Here is a 20,028-nt window from a genome sequence, read left to right as displayed (position 1 = left end):
GTGCTTACATTTTCTCCGGGGCGCTTACGCCCAGGAGCTCGAGGCCATTGGCCAGTACCTGGCGCGCCGCACAGGCCAGCGTCAGCTTGGCGTTGCGGTCATCGCTGTCATCCACCAGCACCGGCGTCCCGTGATACCACGTGTGGAACGCATGCGCCAATTCCCGCAGGTACTGCGCGACCAGGTGCGGCTCCAGCGCCACGCCGGCCGCTTCCACCACTTCCGGATACCGCGAGATCTCGTTCATCAGTGCCAGCGAGGTATCGTCGGCCAGCCGGCCCAGCTGGACCAGGCCATTGCCCTGGTCGTACACCAGGCCCTTCTCCTGCGCCTGGCGCAGCAGGCTGCAGACGCGGGCGTGCGCGTACTGCACGTAGAACACCGGGTTGTCGTTGCTCTGCTGGCGGGCCAGGTCGATGTCGAAGGTAAGCTGCGAATCCGGCTTGCGCGCGATCAGGAACCAGCGGGTGGCATCGCGGCCGGCTTCCTCGATCAGGTCGCGCAGCGTGAAGTAGCTGCCGGCACGCTTGGACAGCTTCACTTCCTCGCCGCCGCGCATGACGGTGACCATCTGGTGCAGGACGTACTCCGGCCACCCCTGCGGGATGCCGACCTCCAGCGCCTGCAGGCCTGCGCGCACGCGGGCCAGCGAGCCATGGTGGTCCGCGCCCAGCTCGGTGATCGCGCGCTCGTAGCCGCGCTGCCACTTGGACAGGTGGTAGGCCACGTCCGGCACGAAGTAGGTGAAGGTGCCGTCGGACTTGCGCATCACGCGGTCCTTGTCGTCCCCGAAGTCGGTGCTGCGCAGCCACAATGCGCCGCCTTCCTCGTAGGTGTGGCCCGACGCCTGCAGCTTGGCCACGGCCTCGGCGACCTTGCCGTCGGCGTACAGCGAGCTTTCCAGGAAGTAGATGTCGAAGTCGACACCGAATGCGGCCAGGTCCAGGTTCTGCTCGTTGCGCAGGTAGGCAACGGCAAAACGACGGATTGCCTGCATGTCATCCGGATCCTTGGCCCCGACCACGGTGGTGCCTTCCAGGTCGACGCTGGCGCCGGCCATGTAGGCACGCGCGACGTCGGCGATGTAGTCCCCGCGGTAGCCGCCTTCCGGCCAGCCGTCCTGGTCGGGTGCGATGCCCTTCACGCGGGCCTGCACCGACAGCGCCAGGTTCTCGATCTGCACGCCGGCGTCGTTGTAATAGAACTCGCGCTTGGCGTTCCAGCCATTGGCATCGAGCACGCGCGCCACGCAGTCGCCGATCGCCGCGGCGCGGCCATGGCCGACGTGCAGCGGGCCGGTCGGGTTGGCCGACACGTACTCCACGCCCACCGTGCGGCCGTTGCCGGACAGGTTGCGGCCGTAGTCGTGGGCTTCCTTGATGACCGAAGCGGCTTCGCGCTGGTACGCGGCCGGGGCCAGGTGGAAGTTGATGAAGCCGGGGCCGGCGATCTCGACCTTGCTGACGTCCTCGCTGCGCGGCAGCGCTTCGACCAGTGCCTGCGCCAGTGCGCGCGGGTTGCTGCGCGCGGCCTTGGCCAGCAGCATCGCGGCATTGGTGGCGAAGTCGCCATGGTCGCGGGTCTTCGGGCGCTCGACCACGAAGTCCGGCGGCAGGGAGTCGGCGGGCAGGGTGCCATTGGCGCGCAAGGCTTCGATGCCTTGGCTGATCAGGGCGCGGAGGAGATTTTTCACGAGGCCTGCTGTGAGAATGAGCGGCGGAATCGCCCATTTTAGCGCAGATGCCGGCGGCCTCGCTGACCGCAAGCTGCCTGCGGGGCGGTCCGCCCGGCCCGGCCGCCCTCAGCCGAACAGGCGAGGCTGGGGCTGGGCGAGCAGGCCTCGTTCAGCAAACGAAACAGGGCGGCCCTCGCCGACCACGAAGTGGTCCAGCAGGCGTACGTCCACCAGGGCCAGCGCCTGCTGCAGCTCGTCGGTGATGCGGGTATCGGCTGCGGAGGGTTCCGGGTCGCCGGACGGGTGGTTGTGGCTGAGGATCACCGCCGCGGCATTGTGCAGCAGGGCCCGCCGCACCACCTCGCGCGGGTAGACCGGGGCCGCGTTGATGGTGCCCTGGAACAGCTCCTCGCAGGCGATCAGGCGGTGGCGGTTGTCCAGGAACAGGGCCATGAAGACCTCGCGCGACTGCCCGCGCAGCCGGTGCTGCAGGTAGCGGCCGACCGCGCCGGGGTTGCCACCGACCGCTTCGCCCTGCTGCAGCTCGGCGGCCAGGTAGCGGTGGGCCAGCTCCAGCCCGGCGGCCAACGTGCAGCTGCGGGCCGGGCCGAGACCGGGCAACCGGGCCAGTTCCCGGGCGGGACGGTCCAGCAGCACCCGCAGCGGGCCATGCGCCTGCAGCAGGTCGCGCGCGGTCTGCACGGCATCGCGACCGCCGAACCCCGAGCCGAGGAACAGCGCCAGCAGTTCGGCGTCGGAGAGTGCCGCCGGCCCGCGTGCGATCAGCTTCTCGCGGGGGCGTTCCTGTTCGGGCCAGTCGTGGATGGGCATGCGTGCATCATCGCCAGTGCTGGCGCTGCCTGCCATCGGCGCTTGCCGCAGGCACAGGTCGGTCGATGCCTCAGCCGCGCCGGGTCTGCAGGTAGTCGAACAATTCCTGGTTGTTCTGCAGGCCGAGCTTGCGCTTGGCTTCCGCCTTCTGCCGGCTGATGGTCTTGGGGCTTCGTCCGCAATGCTCGGCAATGGCGTTCACGCTCAGCCCGGCGGCGAGCAGTTCCAGCACCTCCCGCTCGCGGGCCGACAGCGCCACCGGCTCGCGCGGGAACAGCAGGTCGCGGGCCTGCAGATGGTGGCGCAGCTGCCGGGAGACGAACATCTTGCCGGCCAGCGCGGCGTTCAGGGCCTGTGGAAGCTCGGCGAAATCGGCGCACTTGTCGACCAGCCCGCTGATGCCTTCGCGCAGCAGGCTGTCCAGCAGGCCCGGATGGCGTGCGCCGGTCAGGACCACCACCGGCAGCGCGGGGCGGCGCCGGCGCAGCGCGTCGATCAGTTCCGGTCCATCCGGGCCGCGGCCGGGCATCGACAGATCGGTCAGGACCGCATCGCAATCGTGGCGGTCCACCAGCTGCAGCAGCTGGGCACCATCGCGCGCGCTGCCGACAACCTGCATCAGGTGGGTCTGCAGCACGATATGGATGCCGTGCAGGACCACGGGGTGGTCGTCGGCGATGATGATGCGTGGATGCACGCGGCTCCTGGGGGCGGGCGGGCTACGGCAGGGGGCAAGGCCTGATTCTGCAAAGCGATGGCTGCAAAGAGGTATAGGAAAGGTCCGAAACCGATACCCGGTGAATCCCGCGACCGGGCCTGCGACCCCATTTGCTGATAGCGGGCCGCCATGTGCACCCTGCATCGGGACCCTACCGGCCATCGGGTAAGCTAACGCCCTCGTTTGCACAGGAATTCCAGGTGGCTGACTCCCCCAACACGTCCCCTGCGCCGGCCCGCGCGCTGGAAGGTCAGAAACTGCTGTTGTGCGTCGGAGGCGGGATCGCGGCCTACAAGGCCCTGGAGCTGGTGCGTCGCCTGCGCGATGCCGGCGCCCAGGTGCAGGTGGCGATGACTGCTGGTGCCCAGCAGTTCGTCACTCCGCTCAGTTTCCAGGCCCTGTCCGGGCAGCCGACCCGCACCACGCTGTGGGACAGCGCCGCCGAACAGGCCATGGGCCATATCGAGCTGGCCCGCTGGGCCGATCGCATCGTTGTGGCCCCCGCGACCGCCGACCTGCTGGCGCGGCTGGCCCATGGCCATGCCGATGATCTGGTCAGCACCCTGTGCCTGGCCAGTACCGCGCCGCTGACCCTCTGCCCGGCGATGAACCATCGCATGTGGCTGCATGCGGCCACGCAGGCCAACATCGCGCTGCTGCGCCAGCGCGGCGCGCAGGTGATCGGACCCGTCGACGGCCCCTTGGCTGAAGGCGAATCCGGTCCTGGCCGGCTCGCGGAACCGGGCGACATCGTCGCTGCCCTGGCCGCCAACGGCGACGCGGCTCCACCGGCCCAGGAAACCCGCGCGCTGCAGGGCCTGCGCTTGCTGATCAGTGCCGGCCCGACCTATGAAGACATCGACCCGGTGCGCTACGTCGGCAACCGCAGCAGCGGCAAGATGGGCTTCGCGCTGGCGGCTGCGGCAGCCACGATGGGCGCGCACGTGGTCCTGGTCAGTGGCCCGGTGCAGTTGCCCACACCGCCGGGTGTGCAACGCGTCGACGTCCGTTCGGCCGCGCAGATGCGCGATGCCGTGTTGAAGTCGCTGCCGGCGGACATCTACATCGGAGCGGCGGCCGTCTCGGACTACACCCCGCGCCAGGTCTCCGCGCAGAAGCTGAAGAAGACCGCCGACAGCCAGTCACTTGTGCTCGAGCTGGTGCGCACTCCGGACATCCTCGCCGAAGTTGCCGCGCAGACGCAGTCGCTGAAACTGGTGGTCGGCTTTGCGGCCGAGACCCACGACGTGGAGAAATACGCGCGTGGCAAGCTGGTCGACAAGCGCCTGGACCTGGTGATCGCCAACCAGGTCGGCATCAGTGGCGGCGGCTTCGAGAGCGACAACAATGCAGCCACTGCCTTCTGGCAGGATGGTGAACAGGTATTCCCGGCCACGTCCAAGCGCGAGCTGGCCGAACAACTGCTGGCGCTGATCGCGCGGAGGCTCCAGGCATGACCCAGGCGTTCGCCTCCCAACCGTTGCAGGTAAAACTGCTCGATCCGCGCTTCGGCGACAGCTGGCCCCTGCCGGCCTATGCGACCGAGGCCAGCGCAGGCATGGACCTGCGTGCGGCGCTGGACACGGCGCTGACCCTGCAGCCGGGTGATACCGCGCTGGTGCCCAGCGGCCTGGCCATCCATATCGCCGACCCGAACCTGTGCGCGGTAATCCTGCCGCGTTCGGGACTGGGTCATCGCCATGGCATCGTGCTCGGCAACGGCACGGGCCTGATCGACGCCGACTACCAGGGACCGCTGCTGATCAGCGTCTGGAACCGGGGGCGCGAGGTGTTCACCATCGAGCCGGGTGATCGCATCGCGCAGCTGGTGGTGGTGCCGATTGCCCGCGTCAGCCTGCAGGTAGTAGATACTTTCACCGACAGCGTGCGGGGAACGGGTGGATTCGGCCATACCGGGGTGCGTTGACGGGGGACATCAATGAGCGGCATCGGGGAAGGACAGCGGGGACAGTCGTTGGGACGCAGCGCGCCACTCCTGGGCGTACTGCTGGTGCTGCTGGCCGGCTGGTTCGGATGGAGCGCGGTGCAGCAGTGGCGGAAGGAAGCCGATGGCCAGGCGCTTGAGGCAGCGCGTGACCAGGCCGTGCAGGGCCTGCGGGACGCGGCCGCCGGGCAGCTGAAGCAACTGCAGCAGCAGTTGAAGAACGAACGCGTGCAACAGGCGTTGCAGGCAGGTGATGCCGCCGCCGCCGCGCTGGCGGTCCGCGAGGGCTGGACCGGCGTCGAACAGGTTGAAGTGCTGACGGCTGATCTGGGCACCGCCTATGCTGATCCGGCTGCCTTTGGCTACGGTCGTCTGGCGTTGCTGGAAGCGGTGATGGCCGATACCCAGCCGTCCCTGCGCGTGGTCCGTGATGGCGGTGGCAACCGCCTTGGCCTGGCCGCACCGGTTCAGCTGGGCAGCCTTGGACCGGCCGTGCTGTATGTCCGCCAACCACTGCTCCGGCTGACCGCGCCGCTGGACCAGATCAGCGCGCCGTCGGCCGGCTTTCTCGGCCTGCGCCAAGGGGCGCACGATCTGGTCACCCAGGGCGATGCCAGCCTGGCCGAAAGCGCCGAAGCCATGGCACGTCCGGTCCCGGGCACGCCGCTGCGGCTGGTGGCCGCCGTACCCAATGTCGAACCGGGTCCGTTGGGCCTGGGCGCGCTGGCCAGTGCCATCGTCGCGCTGCTGCTGGCGTTCATCGCCGTGCTGCTGGTGGTCGGTCGTGGCCGCCTGCCGAAGGCGCTGCCGTTGCCACGCCGTGCGGCCGTGGACACCGATCATGGCCCGACGCTCAGCGAAAGCCTGCAGGCAGCCCCGCCACCGGTCACCGCTGCCAGCCCCGAAAGCTCGCCACCGCCCCCTCCGCCGGTGCCAGCCGAGGAACTGGCCGCAGGCATCTTCCGCGCGTACGACATCCGCGGCGTGGTCGGCAGCGAACTGACACCCAGGACCGCCGCGCTGATCGGCCAGGCCATCGGTAGCGCGGCGCTGGAGCAGGGCCTGCGTGAGGTAGTGATCGGCCGGGATGGCCGCCTGTCCGGTCCAGAACTGGCTGCGGGGCTGGCCGAGGGCCTGCGTCGCGCCGGTTGCGCGGTGATCGACATCGGCCTGGCGCCGACGCCGGTCGTGTACTACGCCGCCTTCCATCTGCGCACCGGCACCTGCGTGGCGGTCACCGGCAGCCACAACCCGCCCGAGTACAACGGGTTCAAGGTGGTCGTCGGTGGCGAAACGCTGTCTGGCGATGCCATCACCGATCTCTACCTGCGCATCATCGAAGGCCGCCTGGTGCAGGCGGCCGAGCCGGGGGACTACCAGCAGCGCGATGTCAGTGCCGACTACATCCAGCGCATTGCCGATGACGTCCAGCTGGATCGCCCGCTGAAAGTCGTGGCCGATGCCGGCAACGGCGTGGCCGGGGCCCTGGCGCCGCAGTTGCTGGAAGCCATCGGTGCCGACGTCATCCCGTTGTACTGCGATGTCGACGGTACCTTCCCCAACCATCACCCCGACCCCAGTGAACCGGCCAACCTGGAAGACCTGGTGCAGACGGTGAAGCGCTTTGGTGCCGACCTCGGCGTAGCCTTCGATGGCGACGGTGACCGTTTGGGGGTGGTCACTGGCGAAGGCAGGATCATCCATGCCGACCGCCTGCTGATGCTGTTCGCCGCCGATGTGCTGATGCGCAATCCCGGTGCGATGGTGATCTATGACGTGAAGTGCACCGGCCAGCTGTCCGACCACGTGCTGCGCAACGGCGGCAGCCCGCTGATGTGGAAGACCGGGCATTCGCTGATGAAGGCGAAGATGCGCGAGACCGACGCGGAACTGGCCGGCGAGATGAGCGGCCACTTCTTCTTCAAGGAGCGCTGGTTCGGTTTCGATGACGGCCTGTACGCCGCCGCGCGCCTGCTGGAGATCCTTGCCCAGCGCGAGGAAACCGCGGACGAGGTGCTGGGCGAACTGCCGGAGACAGTGGCGACACCGGAACTGAAGGTGCCGGTGGCCGAGGGCACGCCGCATGCCCTGGTGGCGATGCTGGTGAGCGCAGCGCAGTCACCGGACAATCCGTACGTGGGGGGGCGCCTGTCGACCATCGACGGCCTGCGCGTGGACTTTCCCGATGGCTGGGGCCTGGTGCGTGCCTCCAACACCACGCCGGTACTGGTGCTGCGTTTCGAAGGCAGCGACGAGGCGGCGCTGGAACGCATCAAGGCGCTGTTCCGCGCCCAGTTGCAGTCGTTGCTGGGCGATACCCCGCTGGGGTTCTGAGCTGGGGCCGGGCTGCGCCCGGCACCCGCCGGGGTCGACGCGGTAGAGCCACGCCACGCGTGGATGCTCTTCCGATTCGGATGGATGTTCATCCACACATGGTGGGTGCCGACCGTTGGTCGGCACACCTCACCCCTTGAACCGCAAGCCCACGCCCGGTTCGGTGAACAGGTAGCGCGATTCAAGCGCCGAATCGCCCAGCTTGTGCCGCAGCTTGCCAACCAGGATGCGCAGGTAATGGGTGTCGTGCTGGTGGGTAGGTCCCCAGATCTCCTGCAGGATCTGCGGCTGGGTCACCACCCGCCCGGCATTGCGCAGCAGCAGTGAAAGCAACGCGTACTCCTTGCGGGTCAGCGCCACCAGCTCGCCATCCAGCGCCACTTCCCGGCGCACCAGGTCCACGCGCAGATGGCCGTCGTCGAACACGGGCGGCGTGCCATCGACCGGGACGCTGCGGGTGCGCAGCAGCGCTCGTACCCGCGCCATCAGTTCCTGCGTGCCGAAGGGCTTGGTCACATAGTCGTTGGCGCCGGTATCCAGGGCCCGCACTTTCTCCGCCTCGCCGGCGCGCACGGTCAGCATGATGACCGGTACCTGGCTCCACTGCCGCAGCTGTTCCAGCACCTCATGGCCTTCCATGTCCGGCAGGCCGATATCCAGGATCACCAGATCCATGTCCTCGCTGGCAGCCAGCTGCAGGCCTTCCTCGCCGGTCGCTGCCTGGCGCACCTGGTAGCCCTGCGCGCGCAGGCTGATGTCCAGGAACCGGCGGATCTGGGTTTCATCGTCGATCACCAGCACGCGCGCGGCAGGCACGCTGGCATCAATCGGAGTCGGGCTCATCGTTGGAGGGGGGCTTGAGCAGGGGCAGGGTGATGCGGATCAGGGTACCGCGTCCGTCGCGTCCGGGCAGCGCCTGCACGCTGCCACCATGCGCGCCGATCATGCCCTGGCAGATGGTCAGGCCCAGGCCGGTACCGTGGCGGCCGCGGTCGCCGCGCTCGACGCTGTAGAACATGTCGAAGATGCGGGCGCGCTCATCATCGGGAATGCCGGGTCCGGCATCGATCACGTCGATGCGCAGCTGGCCGTCCAGTTCGCGGGCCTGCACCTGCACGGCGGCATCGGCGGGCGAGAACTTGGCTGCATTCTCCATCACGTTGAAGACCGCCTGCTCGACCAGTGCCGGATGCACCCAGATCGGCGCCAGCGTGGAGGGAATGTCCAGGTCGAGCTTCACTTTCGGCTGGTAACGCTGCAGCCGCCGGGCGGCCGAGCCGATCAGCTCGTCCACGCCGATCCAGTCGCGGTTGATCTTCAACCCCTCGTGGCCAAGCCGGGTCATGTCCAGCAGGTTCTGGATGTAACGGTCCAACCGTTCACCTTCCACCAGGATCGTGTCCAGCAGGGCACGGCGATCGGTCGCGTCCATCGCCTCGCCGTAGCTGGCAAGGCTGTCGGCCGAACCGATCATCGCGGCCAGTGGCGAGCGCAGGTCGTGTGACACCGAAGAGAGCAGGGCAGAGCGCAACCGCTCGGTTTCATTGCTGACGTGTGCCTGTTCCAGTTCTGCCACCAGCCGGGTGCGCAGCGCAGCCTGGGCGATGTCGTCAACCATCGCCTCTGCCAGCTGCCGCTGTTCGGGCAGCAGGCGTGCCTGCCCGGCGGGGAGGTACAGGCCGGCTACACCGATCGCACGCCCTTCACCGTCCAGCAGCGGCAGGAACCACCACTGCGCGCCGGCCAGGGTATCGGTGAAGCGGCCGCTGGGCTGTCCGTGGCGCAGCGCCCAGTCGGCCGCCGCCAGATCGATGTCACCGGGTTGGAAACGACCACCGGCCGCGGTGTCGGTGCCGATCCGCAGCCATGCCGGCACGTCCAGCGCCTGTTCCAGTGCATGGCGACCGGCCTGCGCGACTTCGCCGTTGCCTGCCGCGCTGGCCAGTTGCCGACCCAACCGCTGGCGCGCGCGCGCATGGCGGTTGGCCGCACGCAGTGCGATCACCTGCATGCGCAGGCGCGAGGCCAGGCGGCCCGCTACCAATGCCGCGGCCAGGAACAGGAACACCGTGATCACGCCCTGGCGTGCGCCGATGGCGAAGGTGAAACGCGGCGCGATGAACAGGAAGTTATAGGCGAGGAAGCACAGGATCGCGGCCATTACCGCCACGCTGGCGCGGGTACGCGCCGCCACCAGCACCACCGCTACGATGAACACCATCGACAGGTCGGCCATGCCCACCCAGTGTTCAGCCAACCAGGCCACGGCGCAGGCCAGGGCGGTGGCGATCAACGCCTGTACCGGCTCATGGCTGATGCCGCGCATCGGTGGAAGCAGGCCCTCGCGGCGCGCCCGCGCCCGCGCCTGCGGGGTGCTGATGATGGTGATCTCGTAATGTGCGCCGCGCTGGATCAACTGCTGGGTCAGGGTGCGGTTGAACATCCGCGCCAGCGGCCTTTCGCGGGTGCGGCCCAGCACCAGGGTCGAAACTCCGTTGTGTGCGGCGTGGTCGAGCAGTGCATCGGCGATGCTCGAACCGTGCAGCAGTTCGGCGTCGCCGCCCAGGCGGCGCGCCAGCGCGAAGGCCGCATCGATCTCGCGCCGGGTCGCTTCGTCCTGGCGTCGGCCCTGCACGGTCACTACCGTCCACGGTGCATCGCGGCGCTCGGCAATACGCCGCGCCACCCGCACCAGGTATTCGCTCTGTCCACCGCCATCGATCGCCACCAGCACGCCACGGCGCAGCGGCAGGTTGCTCTCGCCCCGTGCGGCGCGGGTCTCGCGCAGGCTGCTGTCGACGCGGTCAGCGGCCTCCTGCATCGCCAGCTCGCGCAGCGCGGTCAGGTTGGCTGGCGAGAAGAATGCCTGCAGGGCCTGTGCCGCCTGCTCCGGCACGTAGACCTTGCCCTGCTGCAGGCGCGCAATCAGCTCGCGTGGCGGCAGGTCGACCAGCACGATGTCGTGCAGGCGGTCGAGCACGCCGTCGGGTACGGTCTCGCTCACGCGCACGCCGGTGATGCGCATCACCACGTCGTTGAGGCTTTCCAGGTGCTGGATGTTGACCGTGGTCCACACGTCGATACCTGCGTCAAGCAGCTCCATCACATCCTGCCAGCGCCGTTCGTGGCGGCTGCCCGGTGCGTTGCGATGGGCCAGCTCGTCCACCAGCACCAGTGCCGGGTGCCGGGCGAGCACGGCATCCAGGTCCATTTCCTGCAGGGAGTGGCCGTGGTAGGCCACCTCCTTCATCGGCAGCCGCGGCAGGCCCTCCAGCAATGCCTGGGTATCGGCGCGGCCATGGGTCTCCACTACCGCCACCACCAGGTCGACGCCGCGGCGCAGTTGCTCCTGCGCGCGGCCCAGCATGGTGTAGGTCTTGCCAACGCCGGGGGCGGCGCCAAGGAAGACGGTCAGTTTGCCACCGGCCTCGCGTTGCAGGCCTTCGACCAGGGCGTCGGCCTGGCGGGTACGCAGGTCACTCATGGCTGACATTGTGCGCGCAAGCGGTACGGGCTGGCATCACGGCGGCGCGGGCCACTTCCGCGCAGGGTCGGGCATCACTGCCTGCCCGCAGCGGGCAGCAGCATGACATGGAGAAGGCAGGCGGCAGCGACCAGCGCCACCACGCCACACAACAACGACAGCCAAGGGGACATCGCAGCGGTGTCCTGGTGGAACCCCTCCACCTCAGGCCGTCATTGTCGTCCTGCTTCCCATAAACGCACTACGCGCCGGCCCGGGCCGGCGCGTAAAGAGTGCGTAAATTCCACGCGGCCTGTGCAGGCCGGACCCTGCCCGGTGGCACCTGCCTGGGGCTCCCTGTGGCTCCGCGGGTTTCAGGCGCTACCGGAATCACACCGCCACCGGGGAAGCAGTGTTCAGTCCGTCCGGCCCGGCGCGGGCGCCAGTCCCTTCAGTTCGCGATAGCGCTGCAGGGTGTTCTCGATCTCGGTCGTCAAGGCCAGCTGTTGTTGCTGGAAACTGGCCTGCAGGCGCTGCTGCGACTGCAGTTGCAGGTGCCGCTGGCGAATCGCTTCGGTCTGCTTGTCGGCGACCTTGCCGCCAGCCAGTTCGCGGTCGCCTGCCGCCGCCAGCAGTGTCACCAACGATCCGCGCAGGCTGGCCACGTTGTACTCGGCGGTCTTCAGGCTGTTGTCCAGCACTTCCTGGCGTTCGGCAAACACCCGGCGCAGGTCGTCCTCGCTGCCATAGGTGGCGAGCATCGCCTGCTCGGTGCGCTGCCGGGTCTGCTCGGCCATCAGGTCCAGCTGCTGCTGTGCTGCTTCCGTGCTGGCGGCGGCGCGTTCTTCGTCGGTCAGCGCGCGCTGCACCTGCGCATTGCGCAGGCCGCTCTTTGCGTTGAATTCCTCGCGGGCACGGTTGACCGCCTCGGCCGGCAGCGAATCACTGCAGATCCGCTCCTTGCCCTCGTTCCAACAGTACAACTTCTTTTCCACTTTCCCGGAGGCCCGCGACTGGGCGGGCGCGGCGGAAGGCGCGGCCAGCAGCAGGCCGGCAAAGAGGACGGCAGGAACTCGGGACATGACCTTTCCCCTGGTCGGTCAGCGGATCGAACGGACGCCGTACTGGGCCCGGTAGGCTTCCAGCGGCTGCCGGTAACCCACAAGTTCCGGGTTGCCGGAGGCGAAATCAAGCAGGTCGGCGAGCGAGGCCACGGCGATCACCGGAATGCCGGCCTCTTCGGCGACCGATTGCGCAGCCGAGCGCCGGTCGGTTTCCGAGGCGATCTCCTGGCGGTCCAGTGCCACCACGATGCCGGCCGGGGTGCCACCGGCGCCGCGGATGATGCCCAGCGCTTCGCGGATCGCGGTTCCGGCAGTGATCACGTCATCGACGATCAGCACGCGCTTGCCATTCATATCGGCGCCGATCAGCCGGCCGCCTTCGCCATGGTCCTTGGCTTCCTTGCGGTTGAACGACAGCGGCAGGTCACGGCCACGCTGGGCCAGCTCGCAGGCCATCGCGGTCGCCAGCGGAATGCCCTTGTAGGCCGGGCCGAACACCACGTCATACTTGATGCCGGAGGCGTCCACGGCGTCGGCGTAGCAGGCGCCGAGCTGGGACAGCAGCGAACCGGAATCGAAGCGACCGGCATTGAAGAAATAGGGGCTCAGCCGGCCGGACTTCAGGGTGAACTGGCCGAAGCGCAGGGCGTCGGCGGTCAGGGCCAGCTGCAGGAAACGGTGACGGTGGTCGCTCATCAAAACTCGATTCATCTTCATTTGGAACGCAAATCCTAATCCAGCTGGGCCTTTCGCGCTCGTCGAGTCCCTCCCGGTAGCCGTCCGGGCCCTGCCTGGCCGACTGCGCAGCCCCGCAGGCAACCGGTATGCTTGCCCGGTTTCCCGCCGCAGGTCCCCCGCATGCGCATCATCAGTTTCAACGCCAATGGCATCCGTTCCGCCGCGACCAAGGGCTTCCTCGACTGGTTCCGTGCCCAGGACGCCGACGTCCTGTGCCTCCAGGAAACCAAGGCCCAGGAAGACCAGCTGACCGATCCGATGTTCCGTCCGGACGGCCATCACTGCTTCTATCGCGATGCCATCACCAAGAAGGGCTACAGCGGCGTGGCGATCTACAGCAAGCGTGAGCCGGACCAGGTCATCACCTCGCTGGGCTGGGCGCCGTTCGACGATGAAGGTCGCTACATCGAGGCGCGCTACGGCAACCTCAGCGTGGTCTCCTTCTATATCCCGTCCGGCAGCTCGGGCGACCTGCGCCAGGGTTTCAAGTTCGAAGTGATGGAATGGCTGCGCCCGATCCTCGAGGAGTGGGCGCGCAGCGGCCGCGACTACGTGCTCTGTGGCGACTGGAACATCGTGCGCTCGGCGCTGGACATCAAGAACTGGAAGTCCAACCAGAAGAACTCCGGCTGCCTGCCGGAGGAGCGCGACTGGCTCAACGCCCTGTGCGCCGACCACGGCCAGGCCACCGATGTCGCCGCCGGCCGTGGCTGGGCCGATGCCTACCGCCTGCTCAATCCTGCCGGCGAGGACTACACCTGGTGGAGCAACCGCGGCGCCGCCCGTGCCAACAACGTCGGTTGGCGCATCGACTACCAGTTCATCACCCCGGGCCTGCGTGACAAACTGCGTAGCTGCTCGATCTACCGCGACGAGCGCTTCTCCGACCACGCCCCGTTCACCGTGGACTACGACCTGTGACCGAGCCGGCCAAGCCGCTCAGCTACAAGGGCTGGGCAGGCATCAAGCGTGCCTTCGGGACACCGTCGGCGCTGACCATGGCCATGCTCGGCTTTGGCAGCGGGCTGCCGTTCCTGCTGATTGCCTCGCAGACCCTGTCCACGCGCCTGCGCGACGTCGGCCTGGACCTGGGCAGCATTGGCCTGATCAGCCTGGCCAGCTTCTTCTACCTGCTCAAGTTCCTGTGGGCCCCGCTGCTGGACCGGTATGCCTTTCCGCTGCTGGGCCGGTTCGGCCGCCGCCGCTCGTGGCTGCTGGTATCGCAGGCGATGGTGCTGGTCGGTCTGGTCGCGCTGGCCTTCGTCCGGCCCGAGCAGGGCGTCTGGCCGTTGGTGATGTGGGTGCTGGTGGCCTCGTTCGCGGGCGCCACCCAGGACTCGGCTGTCGATGCCTACCGTATCGAGATCGCGCCACAGGCGGCCCAGGCCGCGTTGGCGGCCACCTATACGCTGGGGTACCGGATCGGCCTGATCCTGGCCGGTGCCGGCGCGCTGTACCTGGCCCAGTTCGAAGGCTGGATCATTGCGTACCTGGCGATGGCGGCGCTGATGCTGCTGCCGATCATCACCACCCTGCTGTGCGCCGAACCGGAGCGTCCCGCCACCGCCGTGCAGCGGCGCATCGATGTTGCCGAAGCCTTCGTCCAGCCCATCTCAAGCTTCTTCAGCCGCAACGGCGTCGCGCTGGCACTGGTGCTGCTGGCCTTCGTCGGCCTGTTCAAGTTCCCCGACCAGGTGATCGGGGTGATGGCCGGGCCGTTCTATCTCGACTCGGGATTCGACAAGGCGGACATCGCTACGGTCTCCAAGCTGTTCGGCGTGTGGATGGGGATCGGGGGCGCTTTCGTGGGGGGCGTCGCGGTAGCCGCGTTCGGCTTCCGCCGCATGCTGCTGGTGGCGGCGCTGGGCGTGGCCCTGTCCAACCTGGCCTTCCTGCTGATGGCGCACAATCCGGGCAAGCTGTGGGCGTTCTATGCCGCGCTCAGTGCCGACAACCTGTTCCAGGGCTTTGCCGGCACCGTGCTGGTCGCCTTCATGTCGTCGCTGACTGATCGCAACTTCACCGCGACGCAGTACGCGCTGCTGGTGTCGCTGGCCAACCTGCCGGGCAAATTCATCGGCGGCGTTTCCGGTTACATCGTCGAAGCGACCTCCTACAGCACGTTCTTCATCCTCAGCGCCGTCACCGTGGTGCCGACGCTGCTGCTGCTGGCCTGGCTGTGGCCGCGGATCGTCGACCGCGGGGCGCCACCGGTGCCCTGATTGCCTGCCCGCCCGGACTGCGGGATCATCGCCCCCGACGCGCCGAGGGGACGGTGCCTTGCGAACGGGGAAGTGAGCATGGCCGACGTTGTGCTGCGGGATCTGGACCCGCTGTTGCTGGAACGCATCCGGCGAGTCGCGGTCGCCCGCGGCTGGACCCATGAACAGACCTGCGCAGCCTTGCTGGAGCAGGGCCTGTTCAGCAGCGAACTGGAGGTCCGCTCCGGCTTCGGTGATCCCGAAGTGGATGCGCTCTCCGACGCCATCGCTGCCCTGCAGGCCCTGCCTGCGGGGCAGGGCTTCGATTAGCGGCCGCGCCGCCATGCTGTAGAGCCGAGCCTACGCTCGGCTGCCCGGTAGATTCACGCCATGCGCGGATGGCCCACCTCACGCCAGATGGATGGCTCCCAGGATCCGCGGGCCCCTGGCCCCGGTCACGCTCGGCAGGTTGCCGGCCAGGCCGTCCATCGTCCGCTGCGCCAGCCAGGCAAAGCCCATTGCCTCCACGTACTCCGGGTCCAGCCCGTGCACCGCGCTGGACTCGACGTGCACCTGCGGCAGCCACGCCGCCAGCCGCTTCATCAGCTGGCGGTTGCGTACGCCACCCCCACAGACCAGCAGGCGACGGGTCTGCGGCTGCTGCGCCAGCAGTGCGTCGGCCACCGTCGCTACGGTCAGTTCCAGCAGGGTCGCCTGCACATCGGCAGCGGCGTACTGGCCTTCGCCCATGTGCGCCTCGGCCCAGGCCAGATGGAACTGCTCGCGGCCAGTGCTCTTCGGCGGCGGCAGCGCGAACCACGGATCCGAGCGCCAACCCGCCAGCAGGCTGTCATCCACCGCGCCACTGGCCGCGTATGCGCCATCGGCATCGAAGGTGCGACCGGTATGGCGTTGGCACCAGGCATCCATCAGCGCATTGGCCGGGCCGGTGTCGAAGCCGCGTACCGCGCCCACGCGCGGGATCAGGGTCAGGTTGGCGATGCCCCCCAGGTTGAGCACCGCACGGTCCTCGTCGGCCGCGCCCAGCATGGCCCGGTGGAAGGCCGGCATCAGCGGCGCGCCATGGCCCCCGGCCGCTACGTCGCGGCGGCGGAAGTCGGACACCGTGGTGATTCCGGTCAGTTCGGCGATGCGGTTGCCGTCGCCCAGCTGCACGGTGAAGGCGGGGTCGGCCAGCGGGCGGTGGCGCACGGTCTGCCCGTGCGAGCCGATCGCGCGGACCTGGCCGGGGTCCACGCCGGCCTCGGCCATCAGTTGATTGGCGGCCTCGGCGAAGCTGATCGCAATCCGCGCATCCAGTTCGCCCAGTTCCTCCAGCGAATCCAGCGGACCGCCTTCGCCCAGCGCCACCAGCCGCGCACGCAGCATCGGCTCCCAGCGGGCGGTCAGCCCATGCACGAAGCGGCAGCCACCGTCCTCCGGCAGCTGCACCAGCGCCGCATCGATGCCGTCGGCGCTGGTGCCCGACATCAGGCCAAGGTACAGGGGGGCGTCAGCGTCGGCGGTCGTGTTCATGGCAGGCATAAAAAAAGGACGCGGCAAGCTTGGGCTGCCGCGTCCTTCTTCGTCAACGCAGGGGCTCAGCCGCGCTTGCGGCCGGTGCTGCTCTTGTCCTTGGCGCTGGCCACTTCGGTGGCCGCCTCGTCGCGGCTGGTGGGCGCCGGGCTGGCATCAGCGTAGATCAACTTCTCCATGCCCTGGATCCGGGCCATTGCCGGTGCGGTCTGCGCGCGGAAGGCGACCAGTTCGGCGCCCTTCAGCGGTTCCGGCGGCGGCATGGTCACGGTCAGCGGATTGCGGTGCTCGCCGTTGACGCGGAATTCATAGTGCAGGTGCGGGCCGGTGGCCAGGCCGGTCGAGCCGACGTAGCCGATCACCGTGCCCTGGGCCACGCGCTGGCCCGTCCGGATGTTCGCGAAGCGCGACATGTGGCCGTACAGGGTGGTGTGGCCGCGGCCATGGTCGAGGATCACCACGTTGCCGTAGCCGCGCTGCACGCCGGCGAACTGCACGCGGGCGTCGCCGGCAGCCATGATCGGAGTGCCGGTGCGCGCGGCGTAGTCCACGCCCTTGTGCATGCGCATCTTGCCCAGCACCGGATGCTTGCGCGCGCCGAAGGTCGAGCTCAGCCGCGCGAACGGGATCGGCATGCGGATGAAGCTCTTCTTCAGCGAGCGGCCATTGATGTCGTAGTACTCGGCCTTGCCGTTGCGGTCGAAACGGAAGCCGGAATAGGTCTTGCCGCCGGTGGTGAAGGTCGCCGCCAGGATCTTGCTGGTGTCCACCTTCTCGCCTTCGCGCCAGGTTTCATCCATCACTACGCTGAAGCGGTCGCCCGGCTGCAGGTCCTTGGAGAAGTCGATGTCGTACTTGAAGATCTCGTCGGTCATCGTCGCGATCGCCGACGGCGACAGCCCGGCCCGGCGGGCCGCGGCGTACAGCGAACTGGTGATCTCGCCGCTGGTGACCACGGTGCGGGTGGAGGTCTCGCGTTGGGTCACCTTCTCCGTGATGTCGTCGCCGGCCAGGCTCAGTTCCACGCGGTTGTCGGCGTCGCGATCGAAGCGGATGCTGCGCAGCCCACCGGACAGCGGCATGTCGAAGGCGATTTCGGCCCCCGGGCGCAACTTGGTCAGCGCCTCACGCGCGCCGGGATGGTCCAGTACCCGGTGCAGGGTGCTGGCCGGGATGCCGGCTTTGTCGAACAAGTCGCTCAGCGTCTGGCCGCGCTGCACGCGCAGCACCTGCCAGCTGTCGCCGGGCACCTGTTGCTGGCGGGCCATGCTCAGCGGCGGCAGCGGCAGGGCCAGGCTGGTATGGGTGTCGGCGAAGGGCGCGTCGATGGTGTGCGAGAAGCCGGGGACGATCGTCGCCACCAGGGCGCCGATGGTTACAAACAGGCTGGCGTGCATCCAATGACGGCGCGTCCAGCGCTCATTGAAGGCGGCGGGAAGATGTTGCCTGAGCTTCCGATGCAGGGCGTTGTCGTGCAGGACGTGGAGGCGTTCCTGGAAGCGCTGCTTGCGGGCGCGCCCTGATTCGGAGTTGTGCATCGGCGGTCATTTCCTGGCGGGCCCGGGAGCGCGGGCCTAAACGCCGGTTACCATAGACACCTGAGAAAACCGCGTCAAACCCTTGTGCCCATTGGCTTTTGTGAAGCCAATCGGGTTAACTTGGCTTTAACACCCCACACAAGAATCGGCGTTGCCGGGAGTAGTCACGTGTCCTCGATTGAAGAAGCCCTTGCCCTGATCGGCCGCGGTGCCGACGAGATCCTCAAGCGGGAGGATCTGCGTGCGCGCCTGCAGGAAGGCCGTCCGCTGCGGATCAAGGCCGGCTTCGACCCCACCGCGCCCGACCTGCATCTGGGCCATACGGTGCTGCTGAACAAGATGCGCCAGTTCCAGGACCTCGGCCACCAGGTCGTTTTCCTGATCGGCGACTTCACCGGCATGATCGGCGACCCTTCCGGCAAGAGCCTGACCCGCAAACCGCTCAGTCGCGAGGACGTGCTGGCCAACGCCCGCACCTATGAAGAGCAGGTCTTCAAGGTTCTCGACCGCAACCGTACCGAAGTCCGCTTCAATTCGGAGTGGTTCGGCAAGATGGGCGCTGCCGACATGATCCGCCTGGCCGGCCAGCACACCGTGGCGCGCATGCTCGAGCGCGACGACTTTGCCAAGCGCTACGCCGCCCAGCAGTCCATCGCCATCCATGAGTTCCTGTACCCGCTGGTGCAGGGTTACGACTCGGTGGCCCTGGAGGCCGACGTCGAGCTCGGCGGCACCGACCAGAAGTTCAACCTGCTGATGGGGCGTGGCCTGCAGGAACACCATGGGCAGAAGCCGCAGGTGGTGCTGACCATGCCGCTGCTGGAAGGCCTGGACGGCGTCAACAAGATGTCCAAGTCGCTGGGCAACTACATTGGTATCAGTGAGCCGGCCATCGACATCGTCACCAAGACCATGAAGGTGGATGACACCCTGATGTGGCGCTGGATCGAGCTGCTGTCCTTCGACATCAGCCAGGCCGAAGCAGTGACGCTGCGCGGGCAAGTGGCCGATGGCGGCCTGAACCCGCGCGTGGTCAAGCTGCGCCTGGCACGCGAACTGGCGACCCGCTTCCACGGCGCCGCCGCAGCCGAGCAGGCGATTGCCGGCTGGGAGGCGGCAGTGACCGGGCAGGGCGATATCACCCAGCTGCCACTGCAGGACGTGGCGGTTCCGGCAGAAGGCCTGCGTATCGCCGCGTTGCTGACCGCGGCCGGCCTGACGCCTAGCAATTCCGAGGCCAACCGCAAGCTGAAGGAACGCGCGGTCAAGGTCGACGGTGAGGTGGTGGAAGACGGCCAGCAGGTGCTGCTGCCGGGCTTCGAAGGCCTGCTGCAGGTCGGCAAGCGTACTTTCGCCCGCGTGCACCTGGTCGCTGCCTGAGCGGAAGCAGGGGCCGGCGCCAGCCGGCCCCTGCTTCTGCGCCTGTAGAGCCGGGCCCACGCTCGGCTGCTTCTGCTCTCCGCGAAAAGCTCAGCGCCAGGCGCTTCCGCATGAACGGATGCAACATCCGCTGAAAAAAATTGCCACACCCCCTTCACAAATGGGGCGAACAGGCACATACTTTCCTTCCCCCGTCGCAGGGGTCGCCTCCAAGGCGCTTCGGCGACAACAGGGTGCCCATCACCGCCGAACGAGATGATCGAACGAAGGTGTTGACGGACTGAAAAAGTCTGGCATAATGGGCGGCTCGCTACGAAGGAAACTTCGCAGCACACGGGAATGGCGCTGAGGCCGCTTCCCCGGATCTTTGAAAGTATGCGCAGGTATCTTGTGAAGGCGCCTGCAGGAAGGATGATTGTCCATCTTGCAGACGTTTGATCAAGCAACTATTAATTGTTTCAAAGCAAGCGATACGTTGCCAGCATCAATCATCTGCAGCTTTAAATTTTGATCTTCGGATCATGTAGTTTTAAGTGAAGAGTTTGATCCTGGCTCAGAGTGAACGCTGGCGGTAGGCCTAACACATGCAAGTCGAACGGCAGCAC

General features: G+C 67.8%; 17 protein-coding genes and 1 rRNA gene. 8 read left to right on the top strand and 10 right to left on the bottom strand.

What is annotated here, in order from left to right; genetic code table 11:
- Nucleotides 1–4 precede the first annotated feature (4 nt).
- The 3 genes from argS to A9K58_RS12545 all read right to left on the bottom strand — a co-directional run bounded on the left by argS (nucleotide 5) and on the right by A9K58_RS12545 (nucleotide 3,203).
- Complete coding sequence (gene argS, locus A9K58_RS12555; protein WP_065199653.1) at nucleotides 5–1,693, bottom strand: arginine--tRNA ligase; 1,689 nt, start codon at nucleotides 1,691–1,693, stop codon at nucleotides 5–7.
- 108 nt (nucleotides 1,694–1,801) lie between these two features.
- On the bottom strand, nucleotides 1,802–2,506 hold the full coding sequence (radC, locus tag A9K58_RS12550; RefSeq protein WP_065199805.1) for a RadC family protein: 705 nt from the start codon (nucleotides 2,504–2,506) through the stop codon (nucleotides 1,802–1,804).
- A gap of 70 nt (nucleotides 2,507–2,576) precedes the next feature.
- Complete coding sequence (locus tag A9K58_RS12545; protein ID WP_065199652.1) at nucleotides 2,577–3,203, bottom strand: response regulator; 627 nt, start codon at nucleotides 3,201–3,203, stop codon at nucleotides 2,577–2,579.
- Between the two features lie 221 nt (nucleotides 3,204–3,424).
- Here A9K58_RS12545 and coaBC point away from each other — a divergent pair, with 221 nt between their 5' ends.
- The 3 genes from coaBC to A9K58_RS12530 are packed head-to-tail and all read left to right on the top strand — an operon-like array spanning nucleotide 3,425 to nucleotide 7,503.
- Nucleotides 3,425–4,681 carry a bifunctional phosphopantothenoylcysteine decarboxylase/phosphopantothenate--cysteine ligase CoaBC gene (coaBC, locus tag A9K58_RS12540; protein WP_065199651.1) on the top strand — a complete coding sequence of 419 codons (1,257 nt, stop codon included), beginning with the start codon at nucleotides 3,425–3,427 and terminating at the stop codon, nucleotides 4,679–4,681.
- Nucleotides 4,678–5,151, top strand: coding sequence for a dUTP diphosphatase (gene dut, locus A9K58_RS12535; protein WP_065199650.1), 474 nt, complete (start codon nucleotides 4,678–4,680; stop codon nucleotides 5,149–5,151). Before coaBC ends, dut begins: the two co-directional genes overlap by 4 nt.
- Nucleotides 5,152–5,163: 12 nt before the next feature.
- Complete coding sequence (locus tag A9K58_RS12530) at nucleotides 5,164–7,503, top strand: phosphomannomutase/phosphoglucomutase (RefSeq protein ID WP_065199649.1); 2,340 nt, start codon at nucleotides 5,164–5,166, stop codon at nucleotides 7,501–7,503.
- Nucleotides 7,504–7,632: 129 nt separating this feature from the next.
- On the opposite strand, the gene A9K58_RS12525 is transcribed toward A9K58_RS12530, so the two are convergent.
- From A9K58_RS12525 to pyrE, 5 genes are all read right to left on the bottom strand, one after another.
- Nucleotides 7,633–8,346: a response regulator transcription factor gene (locus A9K58_RS12525; RefSeq protein ID WP_065199648.1), complete on the bottom strand. Its 714-nt coding sequence runs from the start codon at nucleotides 8,344–8,346 to the stop codon at nucleotides 7,633–7,635.
- A complete protein-coding gene (locus A9K58_RS12520; RefSeq protein ID WP_065199647.1) occupies nucleotides 8,327–10,987 on the bottom strand; it encodes a sensor histidine kinase in 2,661 nt (886 codons plus the stop codon). Before A9K58_RS12520 ends, A9K58_RS12525 begins: the two co-directional genes overlap by 20 nt.
- A 74-nt stretch (nucleotides 10,988–11,061) precedes the next feature.
- A complete protein-coding gene (locus A9K58_RS12515) occupies nucleotides 11,062–11,160 on the bottom strand; it encodes a potassium-transporting ATPase subunit F (protein ID WP_155760485.1) in 99 nt (32 codons plus the stop codon).
- A 222-nt stretch (nucleotides 11,161–11,382) separates the two neighbouring features.
- Complete coding sequence (locus A9K58_RS12510) at nucleotides 11,383–12,048, bottom strand: hypothetical protein (protein ID WP_065199645.1); 666 nt, start codon at nucleotides 12,046–12,048, stop codon at nucleotides 11,383–11,385.
- A gap of 18 nt (nucleotides 12,049–12,066) precedes the next feature.
- Nucleotides 12,067–12,726 (bottom strand): orotate phosphoribosyltransferase, encoded by a 660-nt coding sequence (gene pyrE, locus A9K58_RS12505; RefSeq protein ID WP_065199644.1) that lies wholly within the window; start codon nucleotides 12,724–12,726, stop codon nucleotides 12,067–12,069.
- A 162-nt stretch (nucleotides 12,727–12,888) separates the two neighbouring features.
- Here pyrE and A9K58_RS12500 point away from each other — a divergent pair, with 162 nt between their 5' ends.
- From A9K58_RS12500 to A9K58_RS12490, 3 genes are all read left to right on the top strand, one after another.
- A complete protein-coding gene (locus tag A9K58_RS12500) occupies nucleotides 12,889–13,689 on the top strand; it encodes an exodeoxyribonuclease III (protein ID WP_065199643.1) in 801 nt (266 codons plus the stop codon).
- A complete protein-coding gene (locus tag A9K58_RS12495; protein ID WP_065199642.1) occupies nucleotides 13,686–14,990 on the top strand; it encodes an AmpG family muropeptide MFS transporter in 1,305 nt (434 codons plus the stop codon). Before A9K58_RS12500 ends, A9K58_RS12495 begins: the two co-directional genes overlap by 4 nt.
- A gap of 78 nt (nucleotides 14,991–15,068) precedes the next feature.
- Entirely contained in the window at nucleotides 15,069–15,299 is a 231-nt protein-coding gene (locus tag A9K58_RS12490) for a hypothetical protein (protein WP_005420465.1), read from the top strand.
- A 78-nt stretch (nucleotides 15,300–15,377) separates the two neighbouring features.
- Here the strand turns inward: A9K58_RS12490 and A9K58_RS12485 are convergent, their stop codons facing one another.
- The gene (locus tag A9K58_RS12485; protein ID WP_081284068.1) at nucleotides 15,378–16,505 is read right to left on the bottom strand and encodes an anhydro-N-acetylmuramic acid kinase; all 1,128 of its coding nucleotides are present in this window, start codon (nucleotides 16,503–16,505) and stop codon (nucleotides 15,378–15,380) included.
- Nucleotides 16,506–16,570: 65 nt separating this feature from the next.
- Nucleotides 16,571–18,043, bottom strand: coding sequence for a M23 family metallopeptidase (locus A9K58_RS12480; RefSeq protein WP_065199640.1), 1,473 nt, complete (start codon nucleotides 18,041–18,043; stop codon nucleotides 16,571–16,573).
- Nucleotides 18,044–18,211: 168 nt separating this feature from the next.
- Between A9K58_RS12480 and tyrS the strand changes: the two genes are divergently transcribed.
- Entirely contained in the window at nucleotides 18,212–19,423 is a 1,212-nt protein-coding gene (gene tyrS, locus A9K58_RS12475) for a tyrosine--tRNA ligase (RefSeq protein ID WP_065199639.1), read from the top strand.
- Between the two features lie 530 nt (nucleotides 19,424–19,953).
- Nucleotides 19,954–20,028, top strand: a 16S ribosomal RNA gene (locus A9K58_RS12470); the annotation flags it as partial.

It is taken from the genome of Stenotrophomonas maltophilia, assembly GCF_001676385.1.
Taxonomy (GTDB): domain Bacteria; phylum Pseudomonadota; class Gammaproteobacteria; order Xanthomonadales; family Xanthomonadaceae; genus Stenotrophomonas; species Stenotrophomonas maltophilia_J.
The sequence above is the reverse complement of the archived record's forward strand: the minus strand, read 5'-3'. Positions and strand labels throughout refer to the sequence as shown.

Coding starts and splice junctions, on each gene's coding strand:
- radC (WP_065199805.1), bottom strand. CDS start 2,506: ATGCCCATCCACGACTGGCCCGAACAGGAACGCCCCCGCGAGAAGCTG.
- dut (WP_065199650.1), top strand. CDS start 4,678: ATGACCCAGGCGTTCGCCTCCCAACCGTTGCAGGTAAAACTGCTCGAT.
- A9K58_RS12530 (WP_065199649.1), top strand. CDS start 5,164: ATGAGCGGCATCGGGGAAGGACAGCGGGGACAGTCGTTGGGACGCAGC.
- A9K58_RS12525 (WP_065199648.1), bottom strand. CDS start 8,346: ATGAGCCCGACTCCGATTGATGCCAGCGTGCCTGCCGCGCGCGTGCTG.
- A9K58_RS12520 (WP_065199647.1), bottom strand. CDS start 10,987: ATGAGTGACCTGCGTACCCGCCAGGCCGACGCCCTGGTCGAAGGCCTG.
- A9K58_RS12515 (WP_155760485.1), bottom strand. CDS start 11,160: ATGTCCCCTTGGCTGTCGTTGTTGTGTGGCGTGGTGGCGCTGGTCGCT.
- A9K58_RS12510 (WP_065199645.1), bottom strand. CDS start 12,048: ATGTCCCGAGTTCCTGCCGTCCTCTTTGCCGGCCTGCTGCTGGCCGCG.
- pyrE (WP_065199644.1), bottom strand. CDS start 12,726: ATGAGCGACCACCGTCACCGTTTCCTGCAGCTGGCCCTGACCGCCGAC.
- A9K58_RS12500 (WP_065199643.1), top strand. CDS start 12,889: ATGCGCATCATCAGTTTCAACGCCAATGGCATCCGTTCCGCCGCGACC.
- A9K58_RS12490 (WP_005420465.1), top strand. CDS start 15,069: ATGGCCGACGTTGTGCTGCGGGATCTGGACCCGCTGTTGCTGGAACGC.
- A9K58_RS12485 (WP_081284068.1), bottom strand. CDS start 16,505: ATGAACACGACCGCCGACGCTGACGCCCCCCTGTACCTTGGCCTGATG.
- A9K58_RS12480 (WP_065199640.1), bottom strand. CDS start 18,043: ATGCACAACTCCGAATCAGGGCGCGCCCGCAAGCAGCGCTTCCAGGAA.